The organism is Planococcus sp. YIM B11945, from assembly GCF_050864155.1.
GTDB lineage: Bacteria > Bacillota > Bacilli > Bacillales_A > Planococcaceae > Planococcus.
This window is the reverse complement of the sequence record NZ_JBOZWR010000002.1, coordinates 80,774-105,664: the sequence shown is the minus strand read 5'-3', so window position 1 is coordinate 105,664 and position 24,891 is coordinate 80,774. Positions and strand designations below refer to the sequence as shown.

Genomic DNA, 24,891 nt, shown 5'->3' with positions numbered 1-24,891 from the left:
ATTTGCGAAAAATGAAAATTGGCATCACGTGCTACCCCACAGTGGGCGGGTCTGGAGTCATCGCGACCGAGCTCGGTAAAATGCTCGCAGAAAAAGGGCATGAAGTACATTTTATAACGTCTAGCACGCCTTTTCGCTTGAACCGGATTTATCCGAATGTATTTAGCCACCAAGTGGACGTCAACAGCTACTCGGTGTTTCAATATGCGCCTTACGACATTGCGCTTGCGACAAAAATTGCAGAAGTCATCAAAAATGAAAAATTGGATTTGATGCATGTCCATTATGCGATTCCACACGCAGTCTGTGCGATTCTTGGCCGCGATATGGCAGGATCGAATATCGGCATCGTTACAACGCTGCATGGCACCGATATTACGGTGCTCGGCTCTGACTCTTCTTTAAGAGAGGCTATCCGTTATGGCATTGAAAAATCAGATGTGGTGACCGCTGTTTCAGATTCGTTAAAACAGCAAACGCATGAACTGATTGCTCCTGATAAAGAAATACAAACGGTTTATAATTTTGTTGACGAACGGGAATATACCGTAAAAGACGCCAGCCGTCTGAAAAAGGAATTTGGCATCTCAGAAGATGATAAAGTCGTTATCCACGTTTCGAATTTCCGGAAAGTCAAACGAGTAGCTGATGTAGTTGATACGTTTTATCGGATTCAGCAAGAGCTAGCCGCCAAACTGCTCTTGATCGGCGATGGCCCAGAGATGAACAGCGTCATCCAAAAAGTGAGAGAATTGGGGATTGAAGACAACGTGCTGTTTCTCGGCAAACGCGATAATTTATCGGAACTTTACAATATGAGCGATCTTAAATTGCTGTTATCGGAAAAAGAAGCTTTTGGCCTTGTTCTTTTAGAAGCGATGGCGTGCGGGGTTCCATGCATCGGCGCGAATATCGGCGGCATGCCGGAAATTATCGAACCTGGGAAAAACGGATTTTTGGTGGAACTAGGCGATACTGAGCAAGCTGCAGCCTATGCATTCGAAATCTTATCAAATGAAAACCTGCATGAAGAAATGAAAAAAGAATCGTTGGCGACTGTGAAAAATCGTTTTCATTCAACGATGATCCTCGAGCAATATGAAGCCATCTACGAATCTTTGCTCGATAGGGGCGAAGCAAAATGAAGACTGCAGTAGAAGTGATTCGCGCATTGGAAAACGCCGGCTTTGAAGCGTATATGGTCGGCGGAGCGGTGCGCGATCTTTTGCTTGGGAAGGCGCCGGATGATTTTGATGTGGCAACAAATGCTTCACCGGTTGAAGTAAAACAAGTTTTTTCGAAAACGATCGATACGGGCATAGCACATGGAACAGTGCTGGTCCGATTGAACGGCGAAGGCATTGAAGTGACGACGTTCCGGACCGATGGAACGTATACAGACAATCGCCGTCCGGATTCGGTCGAATTTGTCCACTCGCTGGAAGAAGATTTGAAAAGGCGCGATTTTACCATCAATGCCATGGCGATGGCCGAAGATTTTCGCATCATTGATCCGTTCGGCGGCAAAGAGGACTTGGAGAGTCGGGTGATCCGAGCAGTTGGAAACCCTGATCAGCGGTTCCAAGAAGACGCTTTGCGGATGCTGCGAGCAGTCCGGTTTTCGAGCCAGCTTGACTTTAGCATTGAAGCGGGCACACTAGCTTCAATTAAAAGACAAGCCAAACTGATCCGAACCATTGCAGTTGAACGAATCAAAAACGAAATCGATAAAATTTTTTTAACGGCTCACGCTAAGCGGAGCATGGATTATTTGGCAAGTTCCTTGTTGACTGAACATTTGCCTGCGGGCAATTTGTTTAAGATCGATTGGACGGAATTTTCTCCGCAAGCAGATGCTTTGTACGGTTGGGCCTATCTTCTGTATTGGCAAGAAAAAACAGCAGCAGAGGTGTCGCTTTATAAATTTTCAAATGAAGAAAAGCGCATCTTGAAAAACACGCTTGCTGCAGCACGTAGAGAGCAGTGGGATGAGTGGACAATTTACTCGTATTCCGAAAAAGAATTAACGATGGCTGCGGCGCTGCTAAAAAAGGAAATGGCGATTGCTGAGCAAAAACGCCGGCTGCCAATTCGTTCAAAAACCGACATGGCAGCAAGCGGCAATGATTTAATGCAATGGAGCGGAACAAAACAAGGGCCGTGGCTAAAAGAGTGGATTGAAAAAATGGAGCGGCAAATTGTCTATGGTTTGTTGCAGAATGATAAAGAAAAGATAAAGGATTGGTTTATCAATGAATATTACCGTCACGCATAAACTGGCGAAGCGCTTAATAGAAGCACAAGGCACCGCTATTTCCGGCCAGCAGCTGGCGGAAGAATTCGGCGTTTCACGCACCGCAATTTGGAAGCACATTAAAGAACTTGAAGAACAAGGCTATGAAATTGAATCCGTGAAAAAACGGGGATATAGCTTAAAGCAGATGCCGGATACATTAGAACCGCTGGCCATTCAATCCTTGTTGAAGACGGCAGAAATCGGCCGTGTGATGGAATTTGTTGAATCGTGTCAGTCGACGCAAATCATAGCCCATCAATTGGCACAAGAAGGAACAGCTGCCGGGACGGTGGTCCTGACAGAAGCGCAGACAGCGGGACGGGGAAGGTTGGCTCGCAAATGGGATTCGGCACCCAAAAAAGGCATTTGGATGAGCGTCATCTTGCGGCCGAACGTGGTTCCGCAAAAAGCGCCGCAGTTTACGCTGGTGGCAGCTGTCGCAGTTGTCCGGGCCATTGAAGAAGTGGCGGGGGTCAAGCCGGAAATCAAATGGCCGAACGATATTTTATTGAACGGCAACAAATGCACCGGCATTTTAACCGAATTGCAATCAGATGCGGATGGCATCCAAGCCTTGATTATCGGCATCGGCATGAACGTCAACCACGATAAAGAAGAATTCAGCCCGGAAATCCAAGAAATAGCCACATCGCTGAAAATGGCAAGCGGCAAAAAAGTAGATCGGCAGCAACTGACGGCGGCGATTTTGTTTCATTTGGAACAATATACGAATTTGTATGTTGAACAAGGCTTCGGCATGTTAAAGCTGATGTGGGAAAGCTATTCTTCCACGATTGGCCGTCCGGTTCGGGCGCGCATGGCCAAAGAAACGCTCGAAGGCATCGCGGAAGGCATCACAGAAGATGGCGTGCTTCAGCTGCGGACGCCTGATGGCAAGCTTCACGGCATTTATTCCGCTGATATTGAAATGCGGAATTGATGTTTGGTTTTTTTCTTAACGTTCTGGTATAGTGTTTTTAGCGGGCAGTATCGCGAGCGAACTGCACCATGTATTTTTCAGCCATTAATTACAAACTAAAAGTCTGCCTTGATCATTTCAATGACAGGGACGGAGGAAACCAAATTCGACTTTTCTGTCCTTCTGTCCAATTTTTTGCGGCGGAGGGGCTTTTATATGGTTACTCCCAAAAAGGAGAGAATAATGAATGCGAACGATTGAAACAGTGCAAGAGCTGAACGACTGGGTGGAAGAAATGAAAAAATCCGGGCAAACGATCGGTTTAGTGCCGACGATGGGTTTTTTGCACGAAGGGCATTTGTCCTTGGTCAAAAAAGCCAAACAGGAAAATGACAAAGTTGTAATGAGCATTTTCGTTAACCCTGCCCAGTTTGGCCCGAATGAAGATTTTGACCGCTACCCAAGAAATTTGGAGCGTGATCAGCAATTGGCAGAAGAAGCGGGAACGGACATCATTTTTGCCCCTTCTGTGGAAGAAATGTATCCGCGCGAATCGCAAATTGCTTTTACGGTCGGAGCTCAAGCGGATGTCCTCTGCGGCGCCACCCGTCCCGGGCATTTTAACGGAGTGTTGAAAGTGGTCACGAAATTGTTCCACTTGTCTCAAGCAGACCTTGCGTATTTCGGGCAAAAAGATGCCCAGCAATTGGCGATTATTGAGTCGCTTGTGGAAGATTACAATTTCCCATTGGAGATTCGCCGAGGCGAAACAGTGCGGGAAGCGGACGGCCTTGCGAAAAGCTCACGCAATGTGTATTTGAGCGACACCGAACGGCAAGAAGCGCCGTACTTGAACAAAGCGCTGCAGCTGGGCAAGCAAGCTGTTCTGGCTGGAAAAGAGCCGATCACGTTAATGGTGGATTATATCAACGAACACACATCAGGCAAAATCGATTATGTTGAGATGCTTGATTATCCGTCGCTGACAACCGACATCAAAAACGAAGCCATTTTGGCGCTCGCTGTTCAATTTGAAAAAGCACGTTTGATCGATAACGTCATTATTAACTTAAAAGGGGAACTGACCAATGCTTAGAATGATGCTGAATTCGAAAATCCACCGCGCGACCGTAACCGAAGCTGATTTGAATTATGTGGGAAGCATTACAATCGACGAAGATTTGCTGGATGCGGTTGGCATGCTGCCGAATGAAAAAGTGCACATCGTCAACAACAATAACGGCGCTCGGTTTGAGACGTATATTATTGCCGGGGAACGCGGAAGCGGCGTCATCTGTGTAAATGGCGCTGCAGCTCGCCTTGTGCAGCGCGGCGATATTGTGATCATTTTGTCTTACGCGTACGTCATGAATGAAAACGCACGTAGCCATAAACCGACAGTGGCCATCATGAACGAAGATAACAGCGTTCGCGAAATCATCAACTACGAACCCGAAGCAACAGTTATGTAAGCCGACAGCCTCCATTAGTGGAGGCTGTTTTTATTTGGCGTTTTATTTGCAGGAAACGCCAGTTTGTTTGCGGAATTCAGGTTTTATTTGCGGAAAAACGAACTTTGTTTGCAGAATTCCAGGTTTTATTTGCAGAATGAGCTAAACGAAGTTTTAGTTTTTAGACACGGACAGGAAAAGCGGAATGGGGTTGAATATGTTACAATTTTCTAGAGAGAATCACCTGAGAAAGAGGGACTGTGATGAATATGCAAAAATATGTTGTTGTCGATATTGAAACAACGGGCCACTCCCCTGCAAAAGTTGACCGTATTATTCAACTTGCATTAGTGACGATTGAAAATGGCGTTATTGTCGATACATACACTCAATTTATAAATCCTGGACGCAAAATTCCTATGTTTATCCAGGACTTGACGAATATTACGGATGCAGACGTGGAACATGCATTGCCGTTTGGGGCATATGCCGAAACCATTTTTGAAAAATTGCAGGATGCCATTTTTGTGGCGCACAACACCAATTTCGATTTGCCGTTTCTACAGTCAGAGTTGACGCGAAGCGGCATGCAAAAATGGCGGGGCTTGACTATGGATACGGTGGAATTGGCACGCTTGATGTATCCGACTTCGTACAGCTACAAGCTTCAGGACATTACATCGGAGCTTGGCATTGCATTAAACAGCGCACATCGCGCAGACGATGATGCACTTGCGACGGCCCATTTGTTTTTACTGGCCCAAGAAGACATGGAGAAACTTCCTTACGAAACGCTGGCGCTTCTCCATAGGCGCTCTTTTCAATTAAAATCCGATTTGTCTCGCTTGCTGTTTGAAGCAATGCAAAAAAAACGGAATGCCCAACCGGATCGGTTTGATCGATTTAACGGCGTTCCACTGAAAATCAGGAAAGCCGAACCACCAAGCGAAGCTGAGGAAACTCTGTCGGGCAATTGGGAAGACCGGCTCGTGCAGGCTTTTCCGAATTTTGAACGCCGCCAAAGCCAACTGGACATGATGGAATCCATCCAAAAAGCCCTGACTGATAATGAAGAATTGGTGATTGAAGCATCCACCGGGATGGGCAAGACGATTGCGTATTTATTGCCGGCAGTCGAATTTGCGTTTCAATCGGGAAAACAAGTGGCGATCAGTACGTATACGACCCATTTGCAGGATCAATTGGTTTTGAATGAAGGCAAAATCGCGGAGCGGGTCATCGGCGCACCAGTGCGCATCGCGTTAATCAAAGGGCTCGCCCATTACATCGATTTGACGCGGTTTGTAGAATTGCTGCAGGGCGAAGACGAATCCTATGATGAAACGTTTACACTGATGCAGGTGCTGGTGTGGCTCACGAACACGGAAACCGGAGATTTAAACGAATTGAACGCGTCGAGCGGCGGGCAGTTTATTCTCGATAAAATCCGCCGTTCGCATTTAAGAAGGCTGACACGGGAAGAAAAACGCTTTGATTATTATGAGCAGGCGCTTGAACAAGCAAAACACGCTCATGTCATTGTGACGAACCATTCGTTTTTGTTGAATCAGCGGGCTGCTACGCATTCAGTGTTGGCGAATGTCGGAGCCTATATTTGGGACGAAGCCCATCAAGTGGTGCAAGCTGCCGTTTCGCAGCATGAAAAAACGTTTGTCTATACACAGTGGAAATACATTTTCGGCCAACTGGGCATGTATGACGACCAACAGCTTTTTGCACAATTTTATGAAGCGGCGGACCGCACAGGGTTTGCCAGCATCCCGGACTTGCTCAAACTTGAAGCATTGTTCGAAAAGTTCACTCGCTTGTTTGATGAAGCAAGCGCCGTCTTGGCAGCCAGTTTTATTGGGAAGTTCCGGAAAAGCCGCTACCAGAAATGTTCGTCGCTATTAAATGAGCTGGACATTGAGAAAGACCGTTTTCTTGAATTGCTCCGTTATTTAAACGAATGGATCGATTTGTCGCAGCTGGTTTTGCAAAAAGCGGAGCGGCTGACCGAAATATCCGTTCAAGAACGGATCGTCATTGCGGATTGGCGCTATTGGACGGAAGAGTTGATGCTGAAATCGGTGGAATTCAGCGAAATCTTCGTTTTCCCGCTGGCGGACGAAGTGAGTTGGATCGAAGGCGATTTACGAAGTCTGCCGAACAGCTTGTCTCTTTACAAACGACCGTTTGAAGTCACTTCGCTGGTTGAAAATGTAGTCGGGCAAGCGCGCGGCAACAAAGCAATCATTTGGTTGTCGGGAACGATGAGTGTGCCGACGAATGAACGATTTATCGTCAATCAGCTCGGCATTCCGAGTAATGTGGCAATTTCGAAATTCGAGCCGCCGCAAGATTTTTACCAAGGAGCCCGCGTCTTTATCGTGGACGACATGCCGGATATCCAGCAAGTTTCCCAAAGCGATTACATTGAATCGGTCGCAGATGCAGTTGTTCAAACGGTCCTCGTTACAGAAGGCCGCTGTTTTGTACTATTCACGTCGCAAGACATGCTCCGGAAAACGGTGGATTTGATTCAGGACACTGGTTTACTGGAAGATTATATGCTGTTCGCCCAAGGCGTTTCTTCCGGCAGCCGCATGAAACTATTGAAATCGTTCCAGCGTTTTCAAAAATCCGTGCTGTTTGGCACCAATAGCTTTTGGGAAGGCGTAGACGTCCCAGGAGATGCCCTGCGCGCCGTCGTTGTGGTCCGGCTGCCATTTACTTCGCCTGATGAGCCGATCTTTAAAGCGCGCTCAGAAGTCATTTCAAGGGGCGGGACCAATCCGTTTCTGCACTACGCACTGCCGGAAGCTGTGCTGCGCCTGCGCCAAGGCTTTGGGCGCTTGATCCGTTCGAAACAAGACAAAGGGTTATTTATTGTGCTGGACCGGAGAATTGAAACCAAATCGTACGGACAAGAATTTATCAATGCCTTGCCGAAAGTGAAAGTCTCAAAAGTGTCTTTGGAAAAGATGGTAACCGATATTGAACATTGGTATAATAAGCAATGAAAATGAAACAGGCAATAGGACAAAAATCTATTCGGATTAACGCAAGCCGAAATGCCATGGAAGTGGAAAAGCTGAAAGGAAGGTCGCACAAATGGAATCCAAAATTGAAGTGCTCACAACCGTAAACGTCACGTATCAAACGGATTTATATAAAGTGGTGGACGCGTTGAACCGCACATTAAAACACAATAATTTGATGTTCGGCTTGGCGCTCGATAAAGAAGATCCGACCAAGGCGATCTTCACAATTTATAAGACTTAGGTGATAAGATGAAACAATGGATTACATTTATTGTGGGATTTCTTTCTTTTCTGTTTGTCAGTTTGCTGTTGATTACCATTATTTTTGGCAATAAACCCTATTCGGACACAGAAAAACAAGCAATCAAACGAGTAGAAAGCGAAAAGCTGCTGGAAGAAGTTGACCGGGCTTATGTTTATATGAACGAAACGACGTCAGTAACGATCATCGGAAGCGACAGCAAAGGCAAGCTGAAAGCCGTATTTGTGCCTGCGGGCAAAGGCGAAATGGAAGTTTTGAACCTTGAGGGCAAAGTGACTGCAAAAGAAGCACGCCAAATCGCGCTTGAAGAAATGGACGTAAAGGAAATTCTTCATACAAAACTTGGGTTGGAAAGTGAAGGGCCGGTTTGGGAAGTGGCTTTCGTCAACAAAGAAGACCGATTGAACTATGTGTATGTAATGGCCGAAGACGGCAAGTGGTGGAAGCGCATCTTGAATTTGTGAAAGGGTTGAATAATTGATGAATTTAGCACAACGTGTACAGACATTGACACCTTCTACAACTTTGGCAATTACGGCCAAAGCGAACGAATTGAAAGCTTCAGGAGTTGATGTTATTGGATTGGGTGCAGGCGAGCCGGATTACAATACACCTGAAAATATCTTAGCGGCAGCTTATCGGTCGATGCAAGAAGGCAAGACGAAATACACGCCTTCTGGCGGATTGCCTGCTTTGAAAAAAGCGATTATCGATAAATTGCAGCGGGACCAACATTTGGCATACGAACCAAAAGAAATCATGGTCGGCATTGGCGCTAAACATGTATTGTATACGCTTTTCCAAGTACTGCTGAATGAAGGCGATGAAGTCATCATCCCGATTCCATACTGGGTCAGCTATCCGGAGCAAGTCAAGTTAGCGCAAGGGGTGCCGGTATACATAGAAGCGACAGCTAGCCAACAGTATAAAATCACCGCTGAACAATTAAAATCAGCTATTACTGACCGGACTAAAGCGGTCATCATCAATTCTCCGAGCAATCCGACGGGCATGCTTTATTCAAAAGAAGAACTTCAGGAATTGGCGGAAGTTTGCCGGGAATCCGACATTTTGATCGTTTCTGACGAAATTTATGAAAAACTGATTTACGGTGAATCCAAGCACGTTTCAATTGCCGAATTATCGGATGATGCGAAAAACCGGACCATTGTCATCAACGGCGTTTCTAAATCCCATTCGATGACCGGCTGGCGAATCGGCTATGCCGCGGGCAACGCCGAGATTATCAAGGCCATGACCGATTTAGCAAGCCATTCCACATCCAATCCAACAACCACTTCCCAATATGCCGCAATTGAAGCATACAATGGGCCGCAAGACGCTGTAGAAGAAATGCGCCAAGCGTTTGAAAGCCGTTTGGAAGCAATTTTCCCAAAAGTTGCAGCGATTCCAGGTTTTAAAGTGATTCGTCCGCAAGGGGCTTTTTACTTGTTGCCGGACGTAACAGAAGCGGCTGAAAAAACAGGTTTTGCTTCAGTGGATGATTTTGCGACGGCGTTATTGACGGAAGCGAATGTAGCAGTGATTCCGGGTTCTGGTTTCGGGTCGCCTGCAACGATTCGCTTATCGTATGCGACTTCTCAAGAAGCGTTGACGGAAGCAGTAACACGCATTGATCAATTTGTTATTTCTAAATGGAAAGAATAAAGAGAGAAAATTTCTTGGAGGCTAGTATGAAGAAAATCACAATTGCCGAAATGGCTAAATACAACGGACAAACAATTAAATTAGGCGCTTGGGTTGCGAATAAACGCTCAAGCGGAAAAATCGCATTTCTGCAATTGCGGGACGGCACAGGTTTTGTGCAAGGCGTCGTAGTGAAAGCGGAAGTAGGGGAAGAACTGTTTGCAACGGCAAAAGGGCTGACACAAGAAACATCGCTTTACGTAACGGGAGAAGTCAAAGAAGATTCACGCTCAACGTTCGGCTACGAACTTGCAGTAACTGGCATTGAAGTGCTGCACGAAGCAGTAGATTTTCCCATTACGCCGAAAGAGCATGGCACAGAATTTTTGATGGACAACCGCCACTTGTGGCTGCGTTCACGCAAACAGCACGCCATTATGAAAGTCCGCAACGAAATCATTCGCTCGACTTATGAGTTTTTCAATGAAAATGGATTTGTCAAAGTGGATCCGCCGATTTTGACAGGTTCTGCTCCTGAAGGAACATCCGAATTGTTTGCGACAAAATACTTTGATGAAGATGCATTTCTTTCCCAATCCGGCCAGCTTTACATGGAAGCGGCTGCGATGGCTCTTGGAAAAGTGTTTTCATTCGGACCGACATTCCGTGCCGAAAAATCAAAAACGCGCCGCCACTTGATCGAATTTTGGATGATCGAGCCGGAAATGGCCTTCACTGAACATGAAGAAAGCCTGGAAGTCCAAGAACAATTCGTTTCTCATATCGTGCAATCGGTCTTGAAAAACTGCAAATTGGATTTGGAACGCTTAGGCCGCGATGTATCGAAACTTGAAAAAATAAAAGCGCCTTTCCCGCGCATCACATACGATGAAGCGATCAAATGGTTGAACGATAACGGCTTTGACGACATCAAATGGGGCGATGATTTCGGAGCTCCACATGAAACGGCGATTGCTGAAAACCATGACATGCCTGTTTTTATCGTTAATTACCCGATCGGCATCAAACCGTTCTACATGCAGCCGCATCCAGAGCGCGATGACGTTGTCTTGTGCGCTGATTTGATTGCACCTGAAGGGTATGGAGAAATCATTGGCGGTTCAGAACGGATTTACGATTACGACTTGATGAAACAACGTATCAACGAGCACAATTTGGATGAAAATGCCTACGCTTGGTATTTGGAACTCAGCAAATACGGCGCAGTCCCTCATTCTGGATTTGGACTTGGCTTGGAACGGACAGTGGCTTGGATCAGCGGTGCAGAGCATGTACGCGAATCTATTCCATTCCCGCGTTTATTAAACCGGTTATACCCTTAATCTTAGTTTAATTTTGAGCAATAAAAGGGAAGGAGTTCCGCGGATAGCAAGCGGAAGTCTTTCCCGCTATTTAACCAATGATGTAGAGTTTAATTTATACACCGGAGAAACAGGTTTCTCTAAGATAAAAGAATAGAAAGGTGGTTGGGATATGCAACAGCCGAATCGACTGCAAACTTGGATCGAGCAGGGAAATGTGAACATTTCCCAGCTTTTTTTTCAGTTTTACAAGGAACTGAAAATCACAGACGAAGAAGCGATGCTGCTAATGCACGTGCTCGCTTTTCAGCAACAAGGAAACCACTTTCCTACACCTGACGAAATTGGTTCCCGCATGTCAACTTCACAAATGGCAGTGACGACCATGCTGCAAAAATTGATGCAGCAAGGCTATATTGCCATTGACCAGGAAAGCGAAAAAGATGTATTGATCGAACGCATTTCACTTCAACCTTTATGGGATCGGTTGTTGGACTGCGTTTACAAAGAACAGCACTCAGCAAAAGAAAATGTCCAAAAGCAGCTGGAAGGAGAAATTTTTCAGTTGTTTGAACAAGAATTCGGTCGCTTTTTATCGCCGATGGAAATAGAAACCATATCCATGTGGATGGACCAAGATGGCCATACGCCCGCAATCATTCGCATGGCGCTTAAAGAAGCGGTTATTTCCCAAAAAATCAGTTTGCGCTACGTGGATCGCATTTTGTTTGAATGGAAGAAGAAAAACATCAAAACAAAAAACGAAGTGTCTAAACATGCGACTTCGTTTCGTGAGAAAAATATCCGGATTCAGCCTGCTGGAAATTCAGCGAAAAAAGTTCAGTTTTACAATTGGCTGGAAGACCGCAATTAGAAGGTGATAGCTTTGATGAGCAAAAAAGAATGGCATGAGTGCCTTGATGAAATGAACCTAATGTTTCCGGATGCCCATTGTGAACTTGTCCACCGCAATCCATTTGATTTGTTGATTGCGACATTGTTATCTGCACAATGTACGGATAAATTGGTCAATCGGGTAACTGCAACACTGTTTCAAAAATACATGACGCCGGAAGATTACATCTCTGTGCCGCTAGAAGAACTGGAACAAGACATTCGATCGATTGGCTTATTTCGCAATAAAGCCAAAAATATTCAAGCGCTCAGCCACATTTTGATTACTGATTATGAGAGCCAGGTGCCTGCAGATCGGGATTTGTTGATGACGCTGCCAGGAGTTGGGCGAAAAACGGCGAATGTGGTTGTATCGGTCGCGTTCGGCATTCCAGCACTTGCAGTTGATACGCATGTAGAACGGGTCGCAAAACGGCTAGGTTTAAATCGCTGGAAAGACGTGCCTCTCCAAGTAGAAGAAACGATTATGAAAAAAACACCGGCAGAAGACTGGTCAAAAACCCATCATCAAATCATTTTCTTTGGGCGTTATCATTGCAAATCACAAAATCCCGCTTGCCATATCTGTCCGCTTTTTGATCGGTGCAGAGAAGGGAAAAAACGCGACAAAAAAGGACTTGTCCATCGTGAAATTGTCACAGAAGTTAACTAAAGAACACGTCGACCCATTTTTTCTTGAATGGCAGATGCTATCTGAAGAAATTTCAGACATGCATAAGCGAAAAGACAAACGAGTAACTGAACGGATGAAGGACGGGATTCTTCTTTACCAGAAATTGCTGCTGCAATGCACAGATGTTTTACAGGGCAAGAAACTCATGCCGCTCAATGGAGAGGAACGCTTTGCGTTCATCGTTTCTCGTGCTGGCAACTTTGCAGCATACCGTCAGCTCAACGAATTGTTTTCCGAAATGAAAAAAATCATTGCAGCGAAACGCGTTCAGCTGAAACGGCTGGATTAACATAGAAAAACCCCTTTAGAGCGGAATTCCGCTCTAAAGGGGTTTTTTGCTGGCACAAAAAAGAAGAGAGGGACGTAATGTCCCTTTTTAATTGCCTCCTCCGCCGTTTTCGCCGCCTTCATTTTCATCCGGTTCATTTTCATCAGCTTCGTCTTCATCCGGCTCATCTTCGTTTTCTCCGCCATTATCTCCGCTGTTTCCATTACCGTTACCGTTACCGTTTCCATTACCGTTTCCTTGGCCGTTTCCATTGCCTTGGCCATTTCCATTGCCTTGGCCATTTCCGTTGCCTTGGCCTTGACCGTCTTCATTGCCTTGGTCGTTGCCTTCACCTTCACCGTTGTTGTTTCCATCATCGTTTCCAGTGCCTTCGCCCTCATCAGCTGGTGGAGGTGTTTCTTCTTCAGTGGTATCTGGCTCTTCTGGCTCTACAACCGGTTCTTCAGGAACAACCGGTTCTTCGCTTACAGCAAGCTCTACAGTAACCGACGCCGGATCGCTCCGTTGGTCGTCTGTAACGGCTGTGACCGTAAATCTATACGTTTCTCCTTCTTCTAGGCCATTGAACGTATAGCCGGTGTCGCTTGTCGTCGTCACTGCATTGCCATTGACTGCGACTTCAAAAGCGACGCCGTCTTGGTCTCCATTATAAGACCAAGTCAAAGAGGCTGCTTGCCCTTCAACTTTTGCCCGTAATCCTGAAGGGGAGTTCAAGTCTTCTTGGACAAATTTTTCTGAGATCTTCGTCGGTTCTGCACCACGCACAAACAACTCAGTCCGTTTCAAACTGGACGGCGTAAAATCGCTCGCCAGTTTAAGAGGGGAGGACCCAACTTCAACTGTCCGCTCAACTACTGAATCCGGTTGTGTGAAGCCTTCGTTTTCAACGCCAGCCGAAATTTCGGTCATGACGTTGTTGAATAAACGCTGTGACAATAACCGTTCGTCTGAAGCCGTATCAATTCCTGTTTTGACGCTAGGGTAGCCGCTCCACACAGAAATTGAAAATTCAGTCGTGTATCCCGCAAACCAAACATCAGGTGCGGAGGAAGAATCTAAACCGAAAGCATTTAAATCTTTTGATGAATAGTTGGATGTTCCGGTTTTGCCTGCCAAATCCAATCCGCTGACATTTGCTGCTTTCCCAGACCCACCTGCAATCGAAGGATCCACTACGTCGCGCAAGATATCCGTAATCATATAAGCTGTGCTGTCTTTCATCGCTTGGACCGGTTCCGGTTTTACGACTTGTTCAGTAGAACCGTCGCGGAACACAATTTTCGTGATGGTATGTGGTTTCGTAAAGACACCTTCATTGCCGAATGCGGCATAAGCGCCTGCCATTTCGACTGTCGTCATATTTTTCTCGGGAGTTCCGAGTGCGGCAGACTCGTAAATGTCGCCTAAGTCCAAACCTAATTTCTGTGTAAAATCAGAAGCCGCTTCCGTGCCGACTTCTTGCAAAGCTTTAACAGCAGGGATGTTGCGTGAACGATATAGCGCTTCGCGCATTGTAAGAGCACCCATGAACCTGCCGTCGACATTTCGCACTTCTTGCCCATCTTCATAAGAATATGGTTCATCTACCAGTGTTTGACCGGTCGACCAGTTTAAATTTTCGATCGCAGGACCGTAATCCAAGATCGGCTTGATTGTAGAGCCGACAACCCGATCGCGTGACGTCGCATAATTGACTCGGACATCGCCGCTATAGTCGCGGGCAGCGCCAATTGCTCGGATGCCGCCAGTTTTTGTGTCCACGACCGTCATAGCCGATTCCACTTCATCATCAAAGAACAAATCAGAAGACATGGCTTCGTTGACAGCTTTTTGAACACCAGGATCCAAAGTGGTGTAAATGGTTAAGCCTTCGTCAAGGGCATAATTGCCGTCAAGGGATTGAAGTTCATCTTCCATCATTTCCATGAAGGCCGTGTATTCGCCGTTCGCCGTTTTCGGGCGTTCTTCTTCTTTCAACAGCCCGTCTGTTGCGGAAGCCGCCTGCGCTTCTTCTTTTTGGGCAGTTGTAATTTTTCCGTGCTGCTCCATTAAACTTAACACGATGTTGCGCCGCTTTTCTGCCGCTTCGGGATGTTTAAATGGATTGTAATTGTTCGGGCTTTGAGGCATTCCTGCCAATAAAGCCGCTTCATGCAATTCCAATTCGCCAAGAGGCTTGCCATAAAAATGTTCGGCAGCCGTGCCAAATCCGTAAATGCTTCCTGACATCAAGACTTTGTTGAAATACATTTCAAAAATTTCTTCTTTTGTATATTCCTGTTCAAGCTGGTAGGCAAGGTAAGCTTCCTGTGCTTTTCGCTTTAAGGTCTTGTCGTTGGAAAGAAATGAGTTTTTGATGACTTGCTGTGTGATTGTACTGGCACCTTGAGATCCGAAGCCGCCTGTGACATTCGCAATGACTGCTCCGCCTAAACGGATCAAGTCAATGCCCGAATGCTGGTAGAACCGATTGTCTTCGGTTGCCAAAATAGCATTTTCCATATTTTTTGGAATGTCCTCGTAGTTTGTATATTCCCGTTTTTCGGAAGTCATATAAGGAATCTCGGTTTTGCCATCAGCTGCTAAAATCGTAGGGCTGATCGGATCCCTCAGCAATTCTTCATCCAAATCGGGAGAACTGCTAGCGTAATAAGCGAACAATCCTGCACCGAAAACAAATCCTATGACTCCTATCAATACCAGGGTCAGGAAAATGCGTTTAATCCATGATCCCCCTGAAGATTTCTTCTGTTTTTTCTTGCCTGTTTTCTTTTGTTGTTCGATTGCTTTTCTGCGCTGTTCGCGCGACATCGGTTTCTCGCTCACAATCGGTTCCTCACTTTCATAAATATGACTCGGTTAAAGCTGTTGCAGGATGGAGAGATAGTCAATGGGCGGGAAAGCTCCGGATTTAATTTCAAACGCGTTTTCTTCGATTTCCTGCAGCGTAATCGATTTTCGCTCTCCGGCAAGCATTCGGTCCCAAAAAAATTCCAAAGATTCAAAGCGCATGACAAAATAGCGCTGTAAAGACGAGAAACGAATGATCAGAAACGCCATGCCGTTTTGCTTTACAACTTGCGACATATGATGGATTTGGTGTTCGTGAATATTTTTCAAAGGAAAGGACGTTTTGTTTTCCGTTTCTTTCGCTTCAAAATCAATGTATTTTCCATTCCATACGCCGTTATAGTCCGTAGTGGAAGGGCTTCTGAAATAAGCTTCGCGAATCACCGCTGCGCTGCGAGAAGGGTATTCGACTTTGACAATTTGCAGAGGGACAGGTTTTTTATGGACTACGGCAAGGCCCCGCTGCAAATAATACTCATTGGTTTCATTCAACTCATCCTCTAATGTTTTACCCCGATTGCTGAAAGAAAAATCCTTTTTCTTTTTTGAGGAAGGCTGAATGGCTGACGGGATGAATTTTTTCCCGTTCGGATAATTGATCGTCATGGCGATACACCTCGCTTATTCAATCATATCATACGCATTTAGACGATGTCCGTGTGTCAAAAGTTTCAAAAACTCTAGACTAATGATAGCGGAAGACGCGATTATTTCCAAATGAAAAGAATGTCTGTTCGATTAAGTTCGTCTCCGATATGCGAATATGATAAACTTAGGGCAATGGAGGGGTTAATAATGACAGTACGAGAACTCTCTTCCGTGTTATACGATGAATGCGGAAAATGCCTGGACCGTTTTTATGAGATGCGTGAGCGCGACGCGGTTCCGGATTTTTATCAAGATGTAAAACCATATGCCGATTACTGGCACGAACAAATAAACGAGTGGCAAAAGCAGTCACTTTTATATATTCAGAAAGAGCGGCCCAAACATGTACACAAACCGCAAATTGATAACGCGGCAGAAGGCATGGCGCAATTTTTTGTGCAAAGCTTTTATAAAGAAACGAGCAAAAAACGATTTATCCAAACGATCCAAGCGGCGCAATATACGCTTCAGACGTTTATCCATGCTATTGATGAAAAGAGCGAGATGCCATGATCAAACGCAAATCCCTGCCGGAGTTAATGAACGAATGGAAAACCGAACCGGATATGATGGAGCGGATTGTCCACTGGCACACGATGAAAGAAAAACCGGCCAAGTACGCGGAATTCCCACCGGAAATGCACGACAGCTTAAAAGCGGCGCTGCGGAAAAAAGGCGTTGACAAATTATACACGCACCAGCGCCAAGCATTTGATTTGGCGAAAGAAAATAAATCATTCACGGCCGTGACGCCGACTGCATCCGGCAAATCGTATTGCTATCACTTGCCGGTGCTGCAAAAAATATTCAATGATCCTAACGCTAGAGCTTTGTATTTGTTCCCGACAAAAGCGCTGGCACAAGATCAAAAAAGCGATCTTCACGACTTGATCGAAAAAACGGAAAAAGATATCTTGTCGTATACGTATGATGGCGACACGTCTCCGGCCATTCGCACTAAAGTGAGAAAAGCCGGACAAATCGTTATGACCAACCCTGACATGCTGCATTCTGCCATATTGCCGCATCATACGAAGTGGGTCTCGCTTTTCGAAAATCTTCATTATATAGTCATCGACGAATTGCACACTTATAAAGGGGTATTTGGAACGCATGTCAGCCACGTGATTCGCCGTCTCAAGCGGATCTGTGAATTTTACGGCAGTAATCCGATCTTTATTTGCACATCGGCAACGATTGCCAATCCGAAAGAATTGGCGGAAAAGCTGACAAATACGGATCACATGCTTATTGATCAGAACGGAGCGCCGAGCGGCAAAAAACACATCGTCTTTTACAACCCGCCAATCATCCATCCAACATTTGGCGTACGAAGAAGCGCCATACTCGAGGTGCGCGACCTTGCGACCCATTTGATCAAACAAGGAATTCAAACGATCGTCTTTGCAAAAAGCCGTGTCCGAGTCGAAATGCTAGTGACCTATTTGCAGGCGATCACGAAAATGAAACTGCAGGACGAATCGATCAAGGGCTACCGCGGCGGCTATTTGCCGACGGAACGCCGGGCGATTGAAAAAGGCTTGAGAGATGGCACGATCCAGTGTGTCGTTTCGACCAATGCATTGGAGCTTGGCGTCGATATTGGCCAGCTTCAGGCTTGCATCATGACCGGCTATCCCGGCAATATTGCCAGTGCATGGCAGCAGGCGGGTCGAGCCGGCAGACGGCAGGACGAATCGCTCGTCGTCTATGTTGCCCAATCGACGGCATTAGATCAGTATATCATCAACCACCCGGAATATTTGCTTGACCAATCGCCGGAAGAAGCGCGCATCCATCCGGAAAACATCATTATCTTAATGGATCATTTGAAATGTGCTTCGTTTGAACTTCCTTTCGCAATTGATGACCAGTACGGCGAATTTGACGTGCAGGAACTTCTTGAGTACTTGGCGGATGAAGGGGTTCTTGTCCGGACTTCGGACCGGTGGCATTGGATGAGCGACCGTTTTCCGGCGCACGACATTTCACTGCGTTCTGCGTCGCAAGAAAACGTCGTCATCATCGACCAATCGGTTCCAGCAGATACGAAAGTGATTGGGGAAATGGACCGCTTTAGCGCCATGACGCTGCTTCATGAAGAAGCGATCTATCTTCATCAAGGGACGCAATTCCAAGTGGAAATCCTCGACTGGGAAGAAAAGAAGGCGTACGTCACAGAAGTGGATGTCGATTATTTCACCGATGCCAATTTGGCAATCGAGCTGAAAGTGATGAGCGAAGACAAAACGAAAAAATTGCACGATTCCAATGTTCAATTTGGCGACATCGCGGTATTGGCGATGCCGACCATTTTCAAGAAAATTCGTTTTGATTCCCATGACAACATCGGTTCGGGGCCAATCTCGTTGCCGGCAGAAGAACTTCACACATCGTCGACTTGGCTCAGTTTTGAACGCCCCAACGGCTTTAGCGAGTCCGAGCTTTCGGACACGATGACCGGGGCAGCGTATGCACTGGAATCATTTATACCGATTTTTGTGCAAAGCGACCGCCGGGACGTCCACGTCGTGCCGCAAGTGAAATCGCCGCACAATGACATGCCATCGTTTTTCATCCACGACTCTTACCCGGGAGGCATTGGGATTTCTGAACGGATATACGATTTGTGGCAGCCGCTGCTTGATAAAGCGCATCAGCACGTTTCGGAATGTCCATGCATGGACGGCTGTCCGTCGTGCATCGGTGCACAAGACGCAGCCATCAGCATGAAAGACCAAGTTATCCATTTGCTCGACGAGCTGCGCAAAGAGAGGTGAACGCATATGTCGTTTGAGAGCAAGCTTCTCCAGATGAAAGGCTTATTAAAAAAAGAACCGGGCAAAAAGCAAAAACCGAAAGCCATTGAACGGCCGGTTCATGAAGCCGAATGGAAGAAAATCGGGCTTGAGCTCATCGAAAATAAATATGGCTTTGTCTTCCAAAAAAAAATCCGCTATCCACTAGATACGCAGCATGGCAAAGTGAAGCTTGAAGAAATGGACCGTGTGCTAAAATCCTGGGGCAATGTGGCGTTCGACCATCCGTTTAAATTAAGCCCCGCTGATCCGATTGTCTTTTTTGATACTGAGACGACGGGACTTAGCGGCACAGGAGCGTATATCTTTTTAGCCGGTTTGCTAACGCGAAAAGAGGATCACTTTGAAATGATTCAATACATCATGCCGGATCCTTCGAACGAAGCGGCTTTTTTATATGAGACAGGGTTATGGCGGGAAGAAGACCCAATCATTTTTTCGTATAACGGCAAAAGTTTTGACTGGCCGCAGCTCACGTCTCGATGGACGATGCACCGCCATTTATTGCCAAAGCTTCCGGTTCCCCGTCAAATCGATTTGTTCCATGGAACGAAGCGCATTTGGAAAAATGAGCTCGAGCGCATGAAGCTGAGCACCATTGAAGAAGAAAAATTGGGGTTTGTGCGGGAAGGCGATGTTCCGGGCTATTTGATTCCCGCCATTTATTTGGATGCTGTCAAAAGCGGCTTTCCAGAAGCGCTGGAAAAAGTACTGTATCATAATGAGCTCGATATTTTGTCGCTCGTTTCGCTTTATGTGCTGTCTTCGGATTTATTAATGGAAGACTTTGTGTCGGAAACGAGCGGAGCGTATACGAATATCGGAAAATGGTACGCGGATTTAAAGCAGTTTGACCAAAGCGCAGTTTACTTGGAACTGGTGACGGAAGAGCGGGGGGCACAATCGGCGCTCGCCAGGTATTTTCTGGCAATCCAGAAAAAGCGGAGCGGCCACTTTGAGGAAGCAGTAAAGCTCTTTAAAGAAGCCGCGCCACATTTGCGCGGTACTGTTGAAGTAGAGGCATGGGTCCATGCAGCAAAACTGTATGAACACCAACTGGGCAATTTAGACCAAGCAATTATAATGGCCGGTTTTGCGAAAGAAGCAAGCGAACACACGAAGGTCCGCCCCTCATTAGTTCAAGATATCCAGAAACGCTTGTTGCGGTTAGAAGAAAAGAAGAGAAAAAAACGTCCCGAACCTGAGAAGTTATAGACATGTAAAACCTGCCTTATGCTATACTTAGCGTAAGACAGGTTTTATTCTGAGCTAGGGCTCAAAATTTACTAATTTTGAATGGTTCAACTTACAATCAGCAGGTGAAGAATTCCTGCTTAGTGAAGTTTCACCTTAATGGAAGGACGATAAAAATGGACACTAAATTCACAGCTAAAGATATTTTAGAAAAAGATTTCAAGACCGGCATGCGCGGCTATAACCAAGATGAAGTCGATCATTTTTTGGATGAAATCATTCAAGACTATGAAGTGTTTGCAAAGAAAATTGAGCAATTGCAAAATGAAAACCGCCGGCTGCGCTCAGAAATAGAAGATATGCCGAGAAAGCAAGCGACACCGGTTCCAGGAACGACAAACTTCGATATTTTGCGCCGTTTGTCTCATTTGGAAAATCACGTATTCGGCAACAAGTTGAACAACGAGTAAATTCGTTGTTTTCTTTCGTGAAATAGCTTATACTAGTAAAGCCATTTGAAATTCTGGCAATCGCTCCAAGTTTTTGACTTGGAGAGGAAAGTCCATGCTCACACGGACCTGCGATGGCCGTAGTGATCGCGCCCAGCGAAACAATAAGCTGGGGCAGCTGCTTTGCAGTTGACGGCGGGTAGAACGCCTAAGTCTTCGGATATGGCCGAAATACCCTGAAGGTGCCACAGTGACGGAGCTGCATAAGAAATTATGCAGGTGGAACGAGGTAAACCCCGCGAGTGAGAAACCCAAATTATGGTAGGGGCACTTTTCTGAAGGAACTGAACTGAGGAAGAGGCAAGTTTAGTCTTGCAGATAGATGGTTGCCGTCCACTAGTACGAGGCGAAAGCTGTTTGAGTACGTGGAAACAAAACATGGCTTATAGAATTTCTTGTGGCTTTAAAATGCTTATCAAAGGCTCTCCGGATGGGGAGCTTTTCTACTTATTTAAATAAATGCGCATAGATGTGCAGTTTGATGGAATTATTGCTAAAGCAGAAACCTTCTGCTTTTTAAAAATATTTTTAGTACAACCTATATAAGTTGAACCAAAGAAGTATTCTTTTACACCCCGCTTCGGTCGCTTTGGGCATGGCTCCAGCAATAAGCCTAGAAGACCACTCGTCTTATTGCTTCGCCTAGCCCTTGGACTCGCCGAAGCTAAAAATTTCTAGCTACCCAAGAAATCATATGGATGGTTCTTCTATTACTGCTAGTTAGCTAAAAGATATGGAGCAAAACAGCGGAGACTCCTAAGGGAGCAGCGTAGCGATGAAGTGCACGACACTCGGGCAAAAAGCCCGAGTTAGTTCGGCGCGAGCCCGCGGAAAGCACAGTTGTTTTGCGGAATATCTACAAGTGAGAATCATTAGTTCAACTTATATATTAATAATTAAGTTCAACTTATATATAGTTAATATCTTGCACCAAGAAAGGGCGTTGTTATGACGACTTATAAATTACTAGCGACTGCGGCCATGGGCCTGGAATCCATCGTTGCCGATGAAGTGAAAGCACTGGGCTTTGAAACCCAAACCGAAAACGGCAAAGTCTTTTTTGAAGGAGACGAAAAAGCCATCATCAAAGCGAATTTGTGGCTCCGGACAGCTGACCGGGTAAAAGTCATTGCCGGTGAATTTAACGCGTATACATTTGATGAATTGTTTGAAAAGACCAAAGCCATTGAATGGGAAAAATTTCTCCCCGTCGATGCAGAATTCCCGGTTTCCGGGAAATCCGTCAAATCGACACTGTATAGCGTGCCAAATTGCCAGTCGATTGTCAAAAAAGCGATTGTTGAACGGATGAAAAAAGCGTATGCGCGCAACTCATTCCTTGATGAATCGGGTCCGCGCTTTAAAATCGAAGTCTCCATTTTAAAAGACAAAGTTCAGTTGTCGATTGACACAAGCGGAGCAGGGCTGCATAAACGCGGTTACCGTTTGGACCAAGGCGAAGCGCCATTGAAAGAAACACTGGCTGCAGCTCTTGTGAAATTATCGCGTTGGACTCCGGACCGTCCATTTGTGGATCCGTTCTGCGGTTCTGGTACGATCGCTATTGAAGCGGCGATGATCGGACAAAATATCGCTCCTGGATTTAACCGCGATTTTGACAGCGAGTCGTGGCCATGGATCAAACCGCAATGGTGGGAAGATGCCCGAAATGAAGCTGAAGAACTGGCCAATTACGACCAGCCGCTGAATATTTTAGGGACCGACATTGACCACCGCATGGTTAAAATCGCAGAAGAAAACGCACGTGAAGCGGGCTTTGCGGATTTGATTAAATTCGACCAGCGACAAGTAAAAGATTTCACAACTCAAGAAGAAAACGGCGTCGTCATTGGTAACCCGCCTTACGGTGAGCGGATCGGCGAAATCGAAGTGATTGAAGAAATGATCAGCGACATGGGGCATGTGTTTTCGAAACACCCGACGTGGTCGGTGTACATGCTGTCTTCGATGGGCAGATTTGAAACATTGTATGGCCAGCCAGCTACAAAAAAACGAAAATTATTTAACGGTTTCATCCGGACGGACTTGTTTCAGTTCTGGGGAGAAAGCCCAAAAAAATAAAAGAGTAGAGAACGGAAGGGCACTGGCCCTTCCGTTTCTCTGTGAGGAGCTTCTATGAGACAACCTATACCATTTCCGTTAACGAAAGACAAAACTTTTTTTGAATCGCTCAGCGAATGGATCGGCGATATATTTTACGATGTGCTTCCGGAAAAAGGCTATGACGAACGCGACGAACAAATCTTCATGGCGTTTCAAATCGAGCAAGCTTTAAAAGACAAAGCGGTCCTGTTTGCAGAAGCCGGCGTCGGCACGGGTAAAACTTTGGCTTATTTGCTTCCTGCCATCGCTTATGCCCGCTACAAAGGGCGCCCTGCTTTGATTTCCTGTGCAGACGAAACCTTGATCGAACAGCTTGTGAAAAAAGGCGGCGATATCGACCGCTTAAACGACTTGTTTGACTTGAATCTCGATGTCCGGTTAGCGAAATCGCGCGACCAGTATTTATGCCTGCAGCGTCTTGAAGGCGCGCAAAAACGCAGCGGTGCCGATTTTTTGGACGAAATCCAAGAAAGCCTGCCTGAATTTGTCAATAAAACTTATTCCATGCAGAACATGTATCCTTACGGCGAACGTTCGAGTTTCCCGGAGGTAACCGATGAAGAATGGCAGCAAGTCAACTACCACCCCATCCAAAATTGTGCAGCTTGCGAAATGCGCAATAAATGCGGCCAAACCATTCACCGCAACCACTACCGGGAAGCGACCGATTTGGTCATTTGTTCACATGACTTTTTAATGGAGCATATTTGGACAAAAGAAACACGTACGCGTGAAGGGCAAACGCCGCTTTTGCCGGAAACTTCGTTGATCGTTTTGGATGAAGGGCATTTACTGGAATTTTCAGCACAACGGGCTTTGACTTATGAAGTCCAGGAACGGACCTTGCTGGAAATCACCGAAAGCATCATGGTCGACGGCGTTCGCGAGAAAACCTTAAACATGATCGAAAAAAGCATCGATTTGCACAATGAATTTTTCAAAACGCTTCGCAGCTGTCTCATTCCAAGCGAAGAAGACCGAAAAGGCATTCACAAAAAACCGGAATTGATCGCACTTGGCAACGAATTGGTGCAACACATCGATTTAATGATGGAAGAATTTGTCTTTGAAGGGGAATTGTATACCATTCCGGAATACGAATTGAAAATGGCTGAAGAGTATTTTGATGCCTACACGTTCTCCATGCGTTTGTTTGTTGAAGAAGGGGACGCGATCAACTGGCTCGAAGTAAAAGACGAAGTGGAAACGCTCGTTATCATGCCGCGCCTAGTGACCGATATCCTGGACGAGAAGCTGTTTGACGGCAAAGTGCCGATTGTCTTTTCTTCTGCCACACTGTCTATTCAAAAAGATTTCAGCTATTTGTCAGACAGCCTCGGCATCATGGATTACCAGAAGTTTTCGGTGCCGTCCCCGTTCGATTATGGAGACGTCATGAAAATTTTCAAGCACCCGTTAGAACAAACCGACAAACTTCAGCGCATTTACGATTTGTTCAGCACCGGCGATCAGACCTTAGTCTTGTTCAAATCGAAACTGGATATGGAACGTTTCAAGCAGTCGTTGCCGCTTGATCATGCCTACAAAATCGAATTTGAAGGAGACCGTGAACTGTCGACTGTCGTCAAAGAATTCCAAGAAGGCAAATTCCAAGTGCTTTGTTCGTATCACTTATGGGAAGGCCTCGATCTTCCAGGAGCAGCGCTGACGAAAGTGATCATCGTCGACTTGCCATTCCCGCCTCATGATCCGGTATTTGACGCCAAACGCAAGTTCAGTGAAAACCCGCTCGAAGATATCGATTTGCCGTTTATGCAATTGCGCATCCAGCAAGGAATTGGCCGCTTGATCCGCACGTCTAAAGATTACGGAGAAATTCATTTATTGGTGAATGAAGAAGAGCTGGCACTTGAACATTTGTGGCAAACAATTTTACCGGTGCCTGCCGAAAATTTCTAAATAGTCTCT

Annotated in this window: 21 protein-coding genes and 1 other RNA gene; 20 read left to right on the top strand and 2 right to left on the bottom strand. The window is 45.9% G+C overall.

Annotation, left to right across the window (positions count from 1 at the left end; translation table 11 throughout):
* Window positions 1–2: 2 nt before the first annotated feature.
* From bshA to ACRRQV_RS04040, 13 genes are all read left to right on the top strand, one after another.
* On the top strand, window positions 3–1,145 hold the full coding sequence (gene bshA / locus ACRRQV_RS04100) for an N-acetyl-alpha-D-glucosaminyl L-malate synthase BshA (RefSeq protein ID WP_432527961.1): 1,143 nt from the start codon (window positions 3–5) through the stop codon (window positions 1,143–1,145).
* Window positions 1,142–2,275, top strand: a complete 1,134-nt coding sequence (locus ACRRQV_RS04095; RefSeq protein WP_432527959.1) for a CCA tRNA nucleotidyltransferase — start codon at window positions 1,142–1,144, stop codon at window positions 2,273–2,275. Before bshA ends, ACRRQV_RS04095 begins: the two co-directional genes overlap by 4 nt.
* The gene (locus tag ACRRQV_RS04090) at window positions 2,253–3,236 is read left to right on the top strand and encodes a biotin--[acetyl-CoA-carboxylase] ligase (RefSeq protein WP_432527957.1); all 984 of its coding nucleotides are present in this window, start codon (window positions 2,253–2,255) and stop codon (window positions 3,234–3,236) included. Before ACRRQV_RS04095 ends, ACRRQV_RS04090 begins: the two co-directional genes overlap by 23 nt.
* Before the next feature lie 226 nt (window positions 3,237–3,462).
* The gene (gene panC, locus ACRRQV_RS04085; protein WP_432527955.1) at window positions 3,463–4,311 is read left to right on the top strand and encodes a pantoate--beta-alanine ligase; all 849 of its coding nucleotides are present in this window, start codon (window positions 3,463–3,465) and stop codon (window positions 4,309–4,311) included.
* Complete coding sequence (gene panD, locus ACRRQV_RS04080; RefSeq protein WP_432527953.1) at window positions 4,304–4,687, top strand: aspartate 1-decarboxylase; 384 nt, start codon at window positions 4,304–4,306, stop codon at window positions 4,685–4,687. The genes panC and panD overlap by 8 nt, the downstream gene beginning before the upstream one ends.
* A gap of 242 nt (window positions 4,688–4,929) precedes the next feature.
* A complete protein-coding gene (gene dinG / locus ACRRQV_RS04075) occupies window positions 4,930–7,689 on the top strand; it encodes an ATP-dependent DNA helicase DinG (RefSeq protein WP_432527951.1) in 2,760 nt (919 codons plus the stop codon).
* 91 nt (window positions 7,690–7,780) lie between these two features.
* Window positions 7,781–7,951 carry a YpmA family protein gene (locus ACRRQV_RS04070; RefSeq protein WP_432527949.1) on the top strand — a complete coding sequence of 57 codons (171 nt, stop codon included), beginning with the start codon at window positions 7,781–7,783 and terminating at the stop codon, window positions 7,949–7,951.
* An 8-nt stretch (window positions 7,952–7,959) separates the two neighbouring features.
* Window positions 7,960–8,436 carry a DUF5590 domain-containing protein gene (locus tag ACRRQV_RS04065; protein ID WP_432527947.1) on the top strand — a complete coding sequence of 159 codons (477 nt, stop codon included), beginning with the start codon at window positions 7,960–7,962 and terminating at the stop codon, window positions 8,434–8,436.
* A gap of 16 nt (window positions 8,437–8,452) precedes the next feature.
* A complete protein-coding gene (locus tag ACRRQV_RS04060) occupies window positions 8,453–9,640 on the top strand; it encodes a pyridoxal phosphate-dependent aminotransferase (protein ID WP_432527945.1) in 1,188 nt (395 codons plus the stop codon).
* A 26-nt stretch (window positions 9,641–9,666) separates the two neighbouring features.
* Complete coding sequence (gene asnS, locus ACRRQV_RS04055; RefSeq protein ID WP_432527943.1) at window positions 9,667–10,962, top strand: asparagine--tRNA ligase; 1,296 nt, start codon at window positions 9,667–9,669, stop codon at window positions 10,960–10,962.
* 151 nt (window positions 10,963–11,113) lie between these two features.
* Window positions 11,114–11,815, top strand: coding sequence for a DnaD domain-containing protein (locus ACRRQV_RS04050; RefSeq protein WP_432527941.1), 702 nt, complete (start codon window positions 11,114–11,116; stop codon window positions 11,813–11,815).
* Between the two features lie 12 nt (window positions 11,816–11,827).
* Window positions 11,828–12,508, top strand: a complete 681-nt coding sequence (gene nth, locus ACRRQV_RS04045) for an endonuclease III (RefSeq protein ID WP_432527939.1) — start codon at window positions 11,828–11,830, stop codon at window positions 12,506–12,508.
* A complete protein-coding gene (locus tag ACRRQV_RS04040) occupies window positions 12,483–12,818 on the top strand; it encodes a YpoC family protein (protein ID WP_432527937.1) in 336 nt (111 codons plus the stop codon). Before nth ends, ACRRQV_RS04040 begins: the two co-directional genes overlap by 26 nt.
* Before the next feature lie 87 nt (window positions 12,819–12,905).
* On the opposite strand, the gene ACRRQV_RS04035 is transcribed toward ACRRQV_RS04040, so the two are convergent.
* Together ACRRQV_RS04035 and recU are read right to left on the bottom strand one after the other, a co-directional pair.
* Window positions 12,906–15,644, bottom strand: coding sequence for a PBP1A family penicillin-binding protein (locus tag ACRRQV_RS04035; protein ID WP_432527935.1), 2,739 nt, complete (start codon window positions 15,642–15,644; stop codon window positions 12,906–12,908).
* Between the two features lie 33 nt (window positions 15,645–15,677).
* Window positions 15,678–16,274 (bottom strand): Holliday junction resolvase RecU, encoded by a 597-nt coding sequence (recU, locus tag ACRRQV_RS04030; protein WP_432527933.1) that lies wholly within the window; start codon window positions 16,272–16,274, stop codon window positions 15,678–15,680.
* A gap of 189 nt (window positions 16,275–16,463) precedes the next feature.
* Between recU and ACRRQV_RS04025 the strand changes: the two genes are divergently transcribed.
* The 7 genes from ACRRQV_RS04025 (at window position 16,464) to ACRRQV_RS03995 (ending at window position 24,882) form a co-directional block, all read left to right on the top strand.
* Window positions 16,464–16,829: a YppE family protein gene (locus tag ACRRQV_RS04025; RefSeq protein ID WP_432527931.1), complete on the top strand. Its 366-nt coding sequence runs from the start codon at window positions 16,464–16,466 to the stop codon at window positions 16,827–16,829.
* Complete coding sequence (locus ACRRQV_RS04020; protein WP_432527929.1) at window positions 16,826–19,096, top strand: DEAD/DEAH box helicase; 2,271 nt, start codon at window positions 16,826–16,828, stop codon at window positions 19,094–19,096. Before ACRRQV_RS04025 ends, ACRRQV_RS04020 begins: the two co-directional genes overlap by 4 nt.
* Before the next feature lie 33 nt (window positions 19,097–19,129).
* Entirely contained in the window at window positions 19,130–20,350 is a 1,221-nt protein-coding gene (locus ACRRQV_RS04015; protein ID WP_432527927.1) for a ribonuclease H-like domain-containing protein, read from the top strand.
* 155 nt (window positions 20,351–20,505) lie between these two features.
* Window positions 20,506–20,799: a cell division regulator GpsB gene (gpsB, locus tag ACRRQV_RS04010; protein WP_432527925.1), complete on the top strand. Its 294-nt coding sequence runs from the start codon at window positions 20,506–20,508 to the stop codon at window positions 20,797–20,799.
* A 48-nt stretch (window positions 20,800–20,847) separates the two neighbouring features.
* Window positions 20,848–21,229, top strand: an RNA gene (gene rnpB / locus ACRRQV_RS04005) — RNase P RNA component class B.
* Window positions 21,230–21,786: 557 nt separating this feature from the next.
* Entirely contained in the window at window positions 21,787–22,920 is a 1,134-nt protein-coding gene (locus tag ACRRQV_RS04000) for a THUMP domain-containing class I SAM-dependent RNA methyltransferase (protein ID WP_432527923.1), read from the top strand.
* Window positions 22,921–22,974: 54 nt separating this feature from the next.
* Window positions 22,975–24,882, top strand: coding sequence for an ATP-dependent DNA helicase (locus ACRRQV_RS03995; protein ID WP_432527921.1), 1,908 nt, complete (start codon window positions 22,975–22,977; stop codon window positions 24,880–24,882).
* Window positions 24,883–24,891 lie beyond the last annotated feature (9 nt).

What these genes read in the sequence shown, in the direction of transcription:
- ACRRQV_RS04095 (WP_432527959.1), top strand. Translation starts at nt 1,142, where the DNA reads ATGAAGACTGCAGTAGAAGTGATTCGCGCATTGGAAAACGCCGGCTTT.
- ACRRQV_RS04090 (WP_432527957.1), top strand. Translation starts at nt 2,253, where the DNA reads ATGAATATTACCGTCACGCATAAACTGGCGAAGCGCTTAATAGAAGCA.
- panC (WP_432527955.1), top strand. Translation starts at nt 3,463, where the DNA reads ATGCGAACGATTGAAACAGTGCAAGAGCTGAACGACTGGGTGGAAGAA.
- panD (WP_432527953.1), top strand. Translation starts at nt 4,304, where the DNA reads ATGCTTAGAATGATGCTGAATTCGAAAATCCACCGCGCGACCGTAACC.
- dinG (WP_432527951.1), top strand. Translation starts at nt 4,930, where the DNA reads ATGAATATGCAAAAATATGTTGTTGTCGATATTGAAACAACGGGCCAC.
- ACRRQV_RS04070 (WP_432527949.1), top strand. Translation starts at nt 7,781, where the DNA reads ATGGAATCCAAAATTGAAGTGCTCACAACCGTAAACGTCACGTATCAA.
- ACRRQV_RS04065 (WP_432527947.1), top strand. Translation starts at nt 7,960, where the DNA reads ATGAAACAATGGATTACATTTATTGTGGGATTTCTTTCTTTTCTGTTT.
- ACRRQV_RS04060 (WP_432527945.1), top strand. Translation starts at nt 8,453, where the DNA reads ATGAATTTAGCACAACGTGTACAGACATTGACACCTTCTACAACTTTG.
- asnS (WP_432527943.1), top strand. Translation starts at nt 9,667, where the DNA reads ATGAAGAAAATCACAATTGCCGAAATGGCTAAATACAACGGACAAACA.
- ACRRQV_RS04050 (WP_432527941.1), top strand. Translation starts at nt 11,114, where the DNA reads ATGCAACAGCCGAATCGACTGCAAACTTGGATCGAGCAGGGAAATGTG.
- recU (WP_432527933.1), bottom strand. Translation starts at nt 16,274, where the DNA reads ATGACGATCAATTATCCGAACGGGAAAAAATTCATCCCGTCAGCCATT.
- ACRRQV_RS04025 (WP_432527931.1), top strand. Translation starts at nt 16,464, where the DNA reads ATGACAGTACGAGAACTCTCTTCCGTGTTATACGATGAATGCGGAAAA.
- ACRRQV_RS04020 (WP_432527929.1), top strand. Translation starts at nt 16,826, where the DNA reads ATGATCAAACGCAAATCCCTGCCGGAGTTAATGAACGAATGGAAAACC.
- ACRRQV_RS04015 (WP_432527927.1), top strand. Translation starts at nt 19,130, where the DNA reads ATGAAAGGCTTATTAAAAAAAGAACCGGGCAAAAAGCAAAAACCGAAA.
- gpsB (WP_432527925.1), top strand. Translation starts at nt 20,506, where the DNA reads ATGGACACTAAATTCACAGCTAAAGATATTTTAGAAAAAGATTTCAAG.
- ACRRQV_RS04000 (WP_432527923.1), top strand. Translation starts at nt 21,787, where the DNA reads ATGACGACTTATAAATTACTAGCGACTGCGGCCATGGGCCTGGAATCC.
- ACRRQV_RS03995 (WP_432527921.1), top strand. Translation starts at nt 22,975, where the DNA reads ATGAGACAACCTATACCATTTCCGTTAACGAAAGACAAAACTTTTTTT.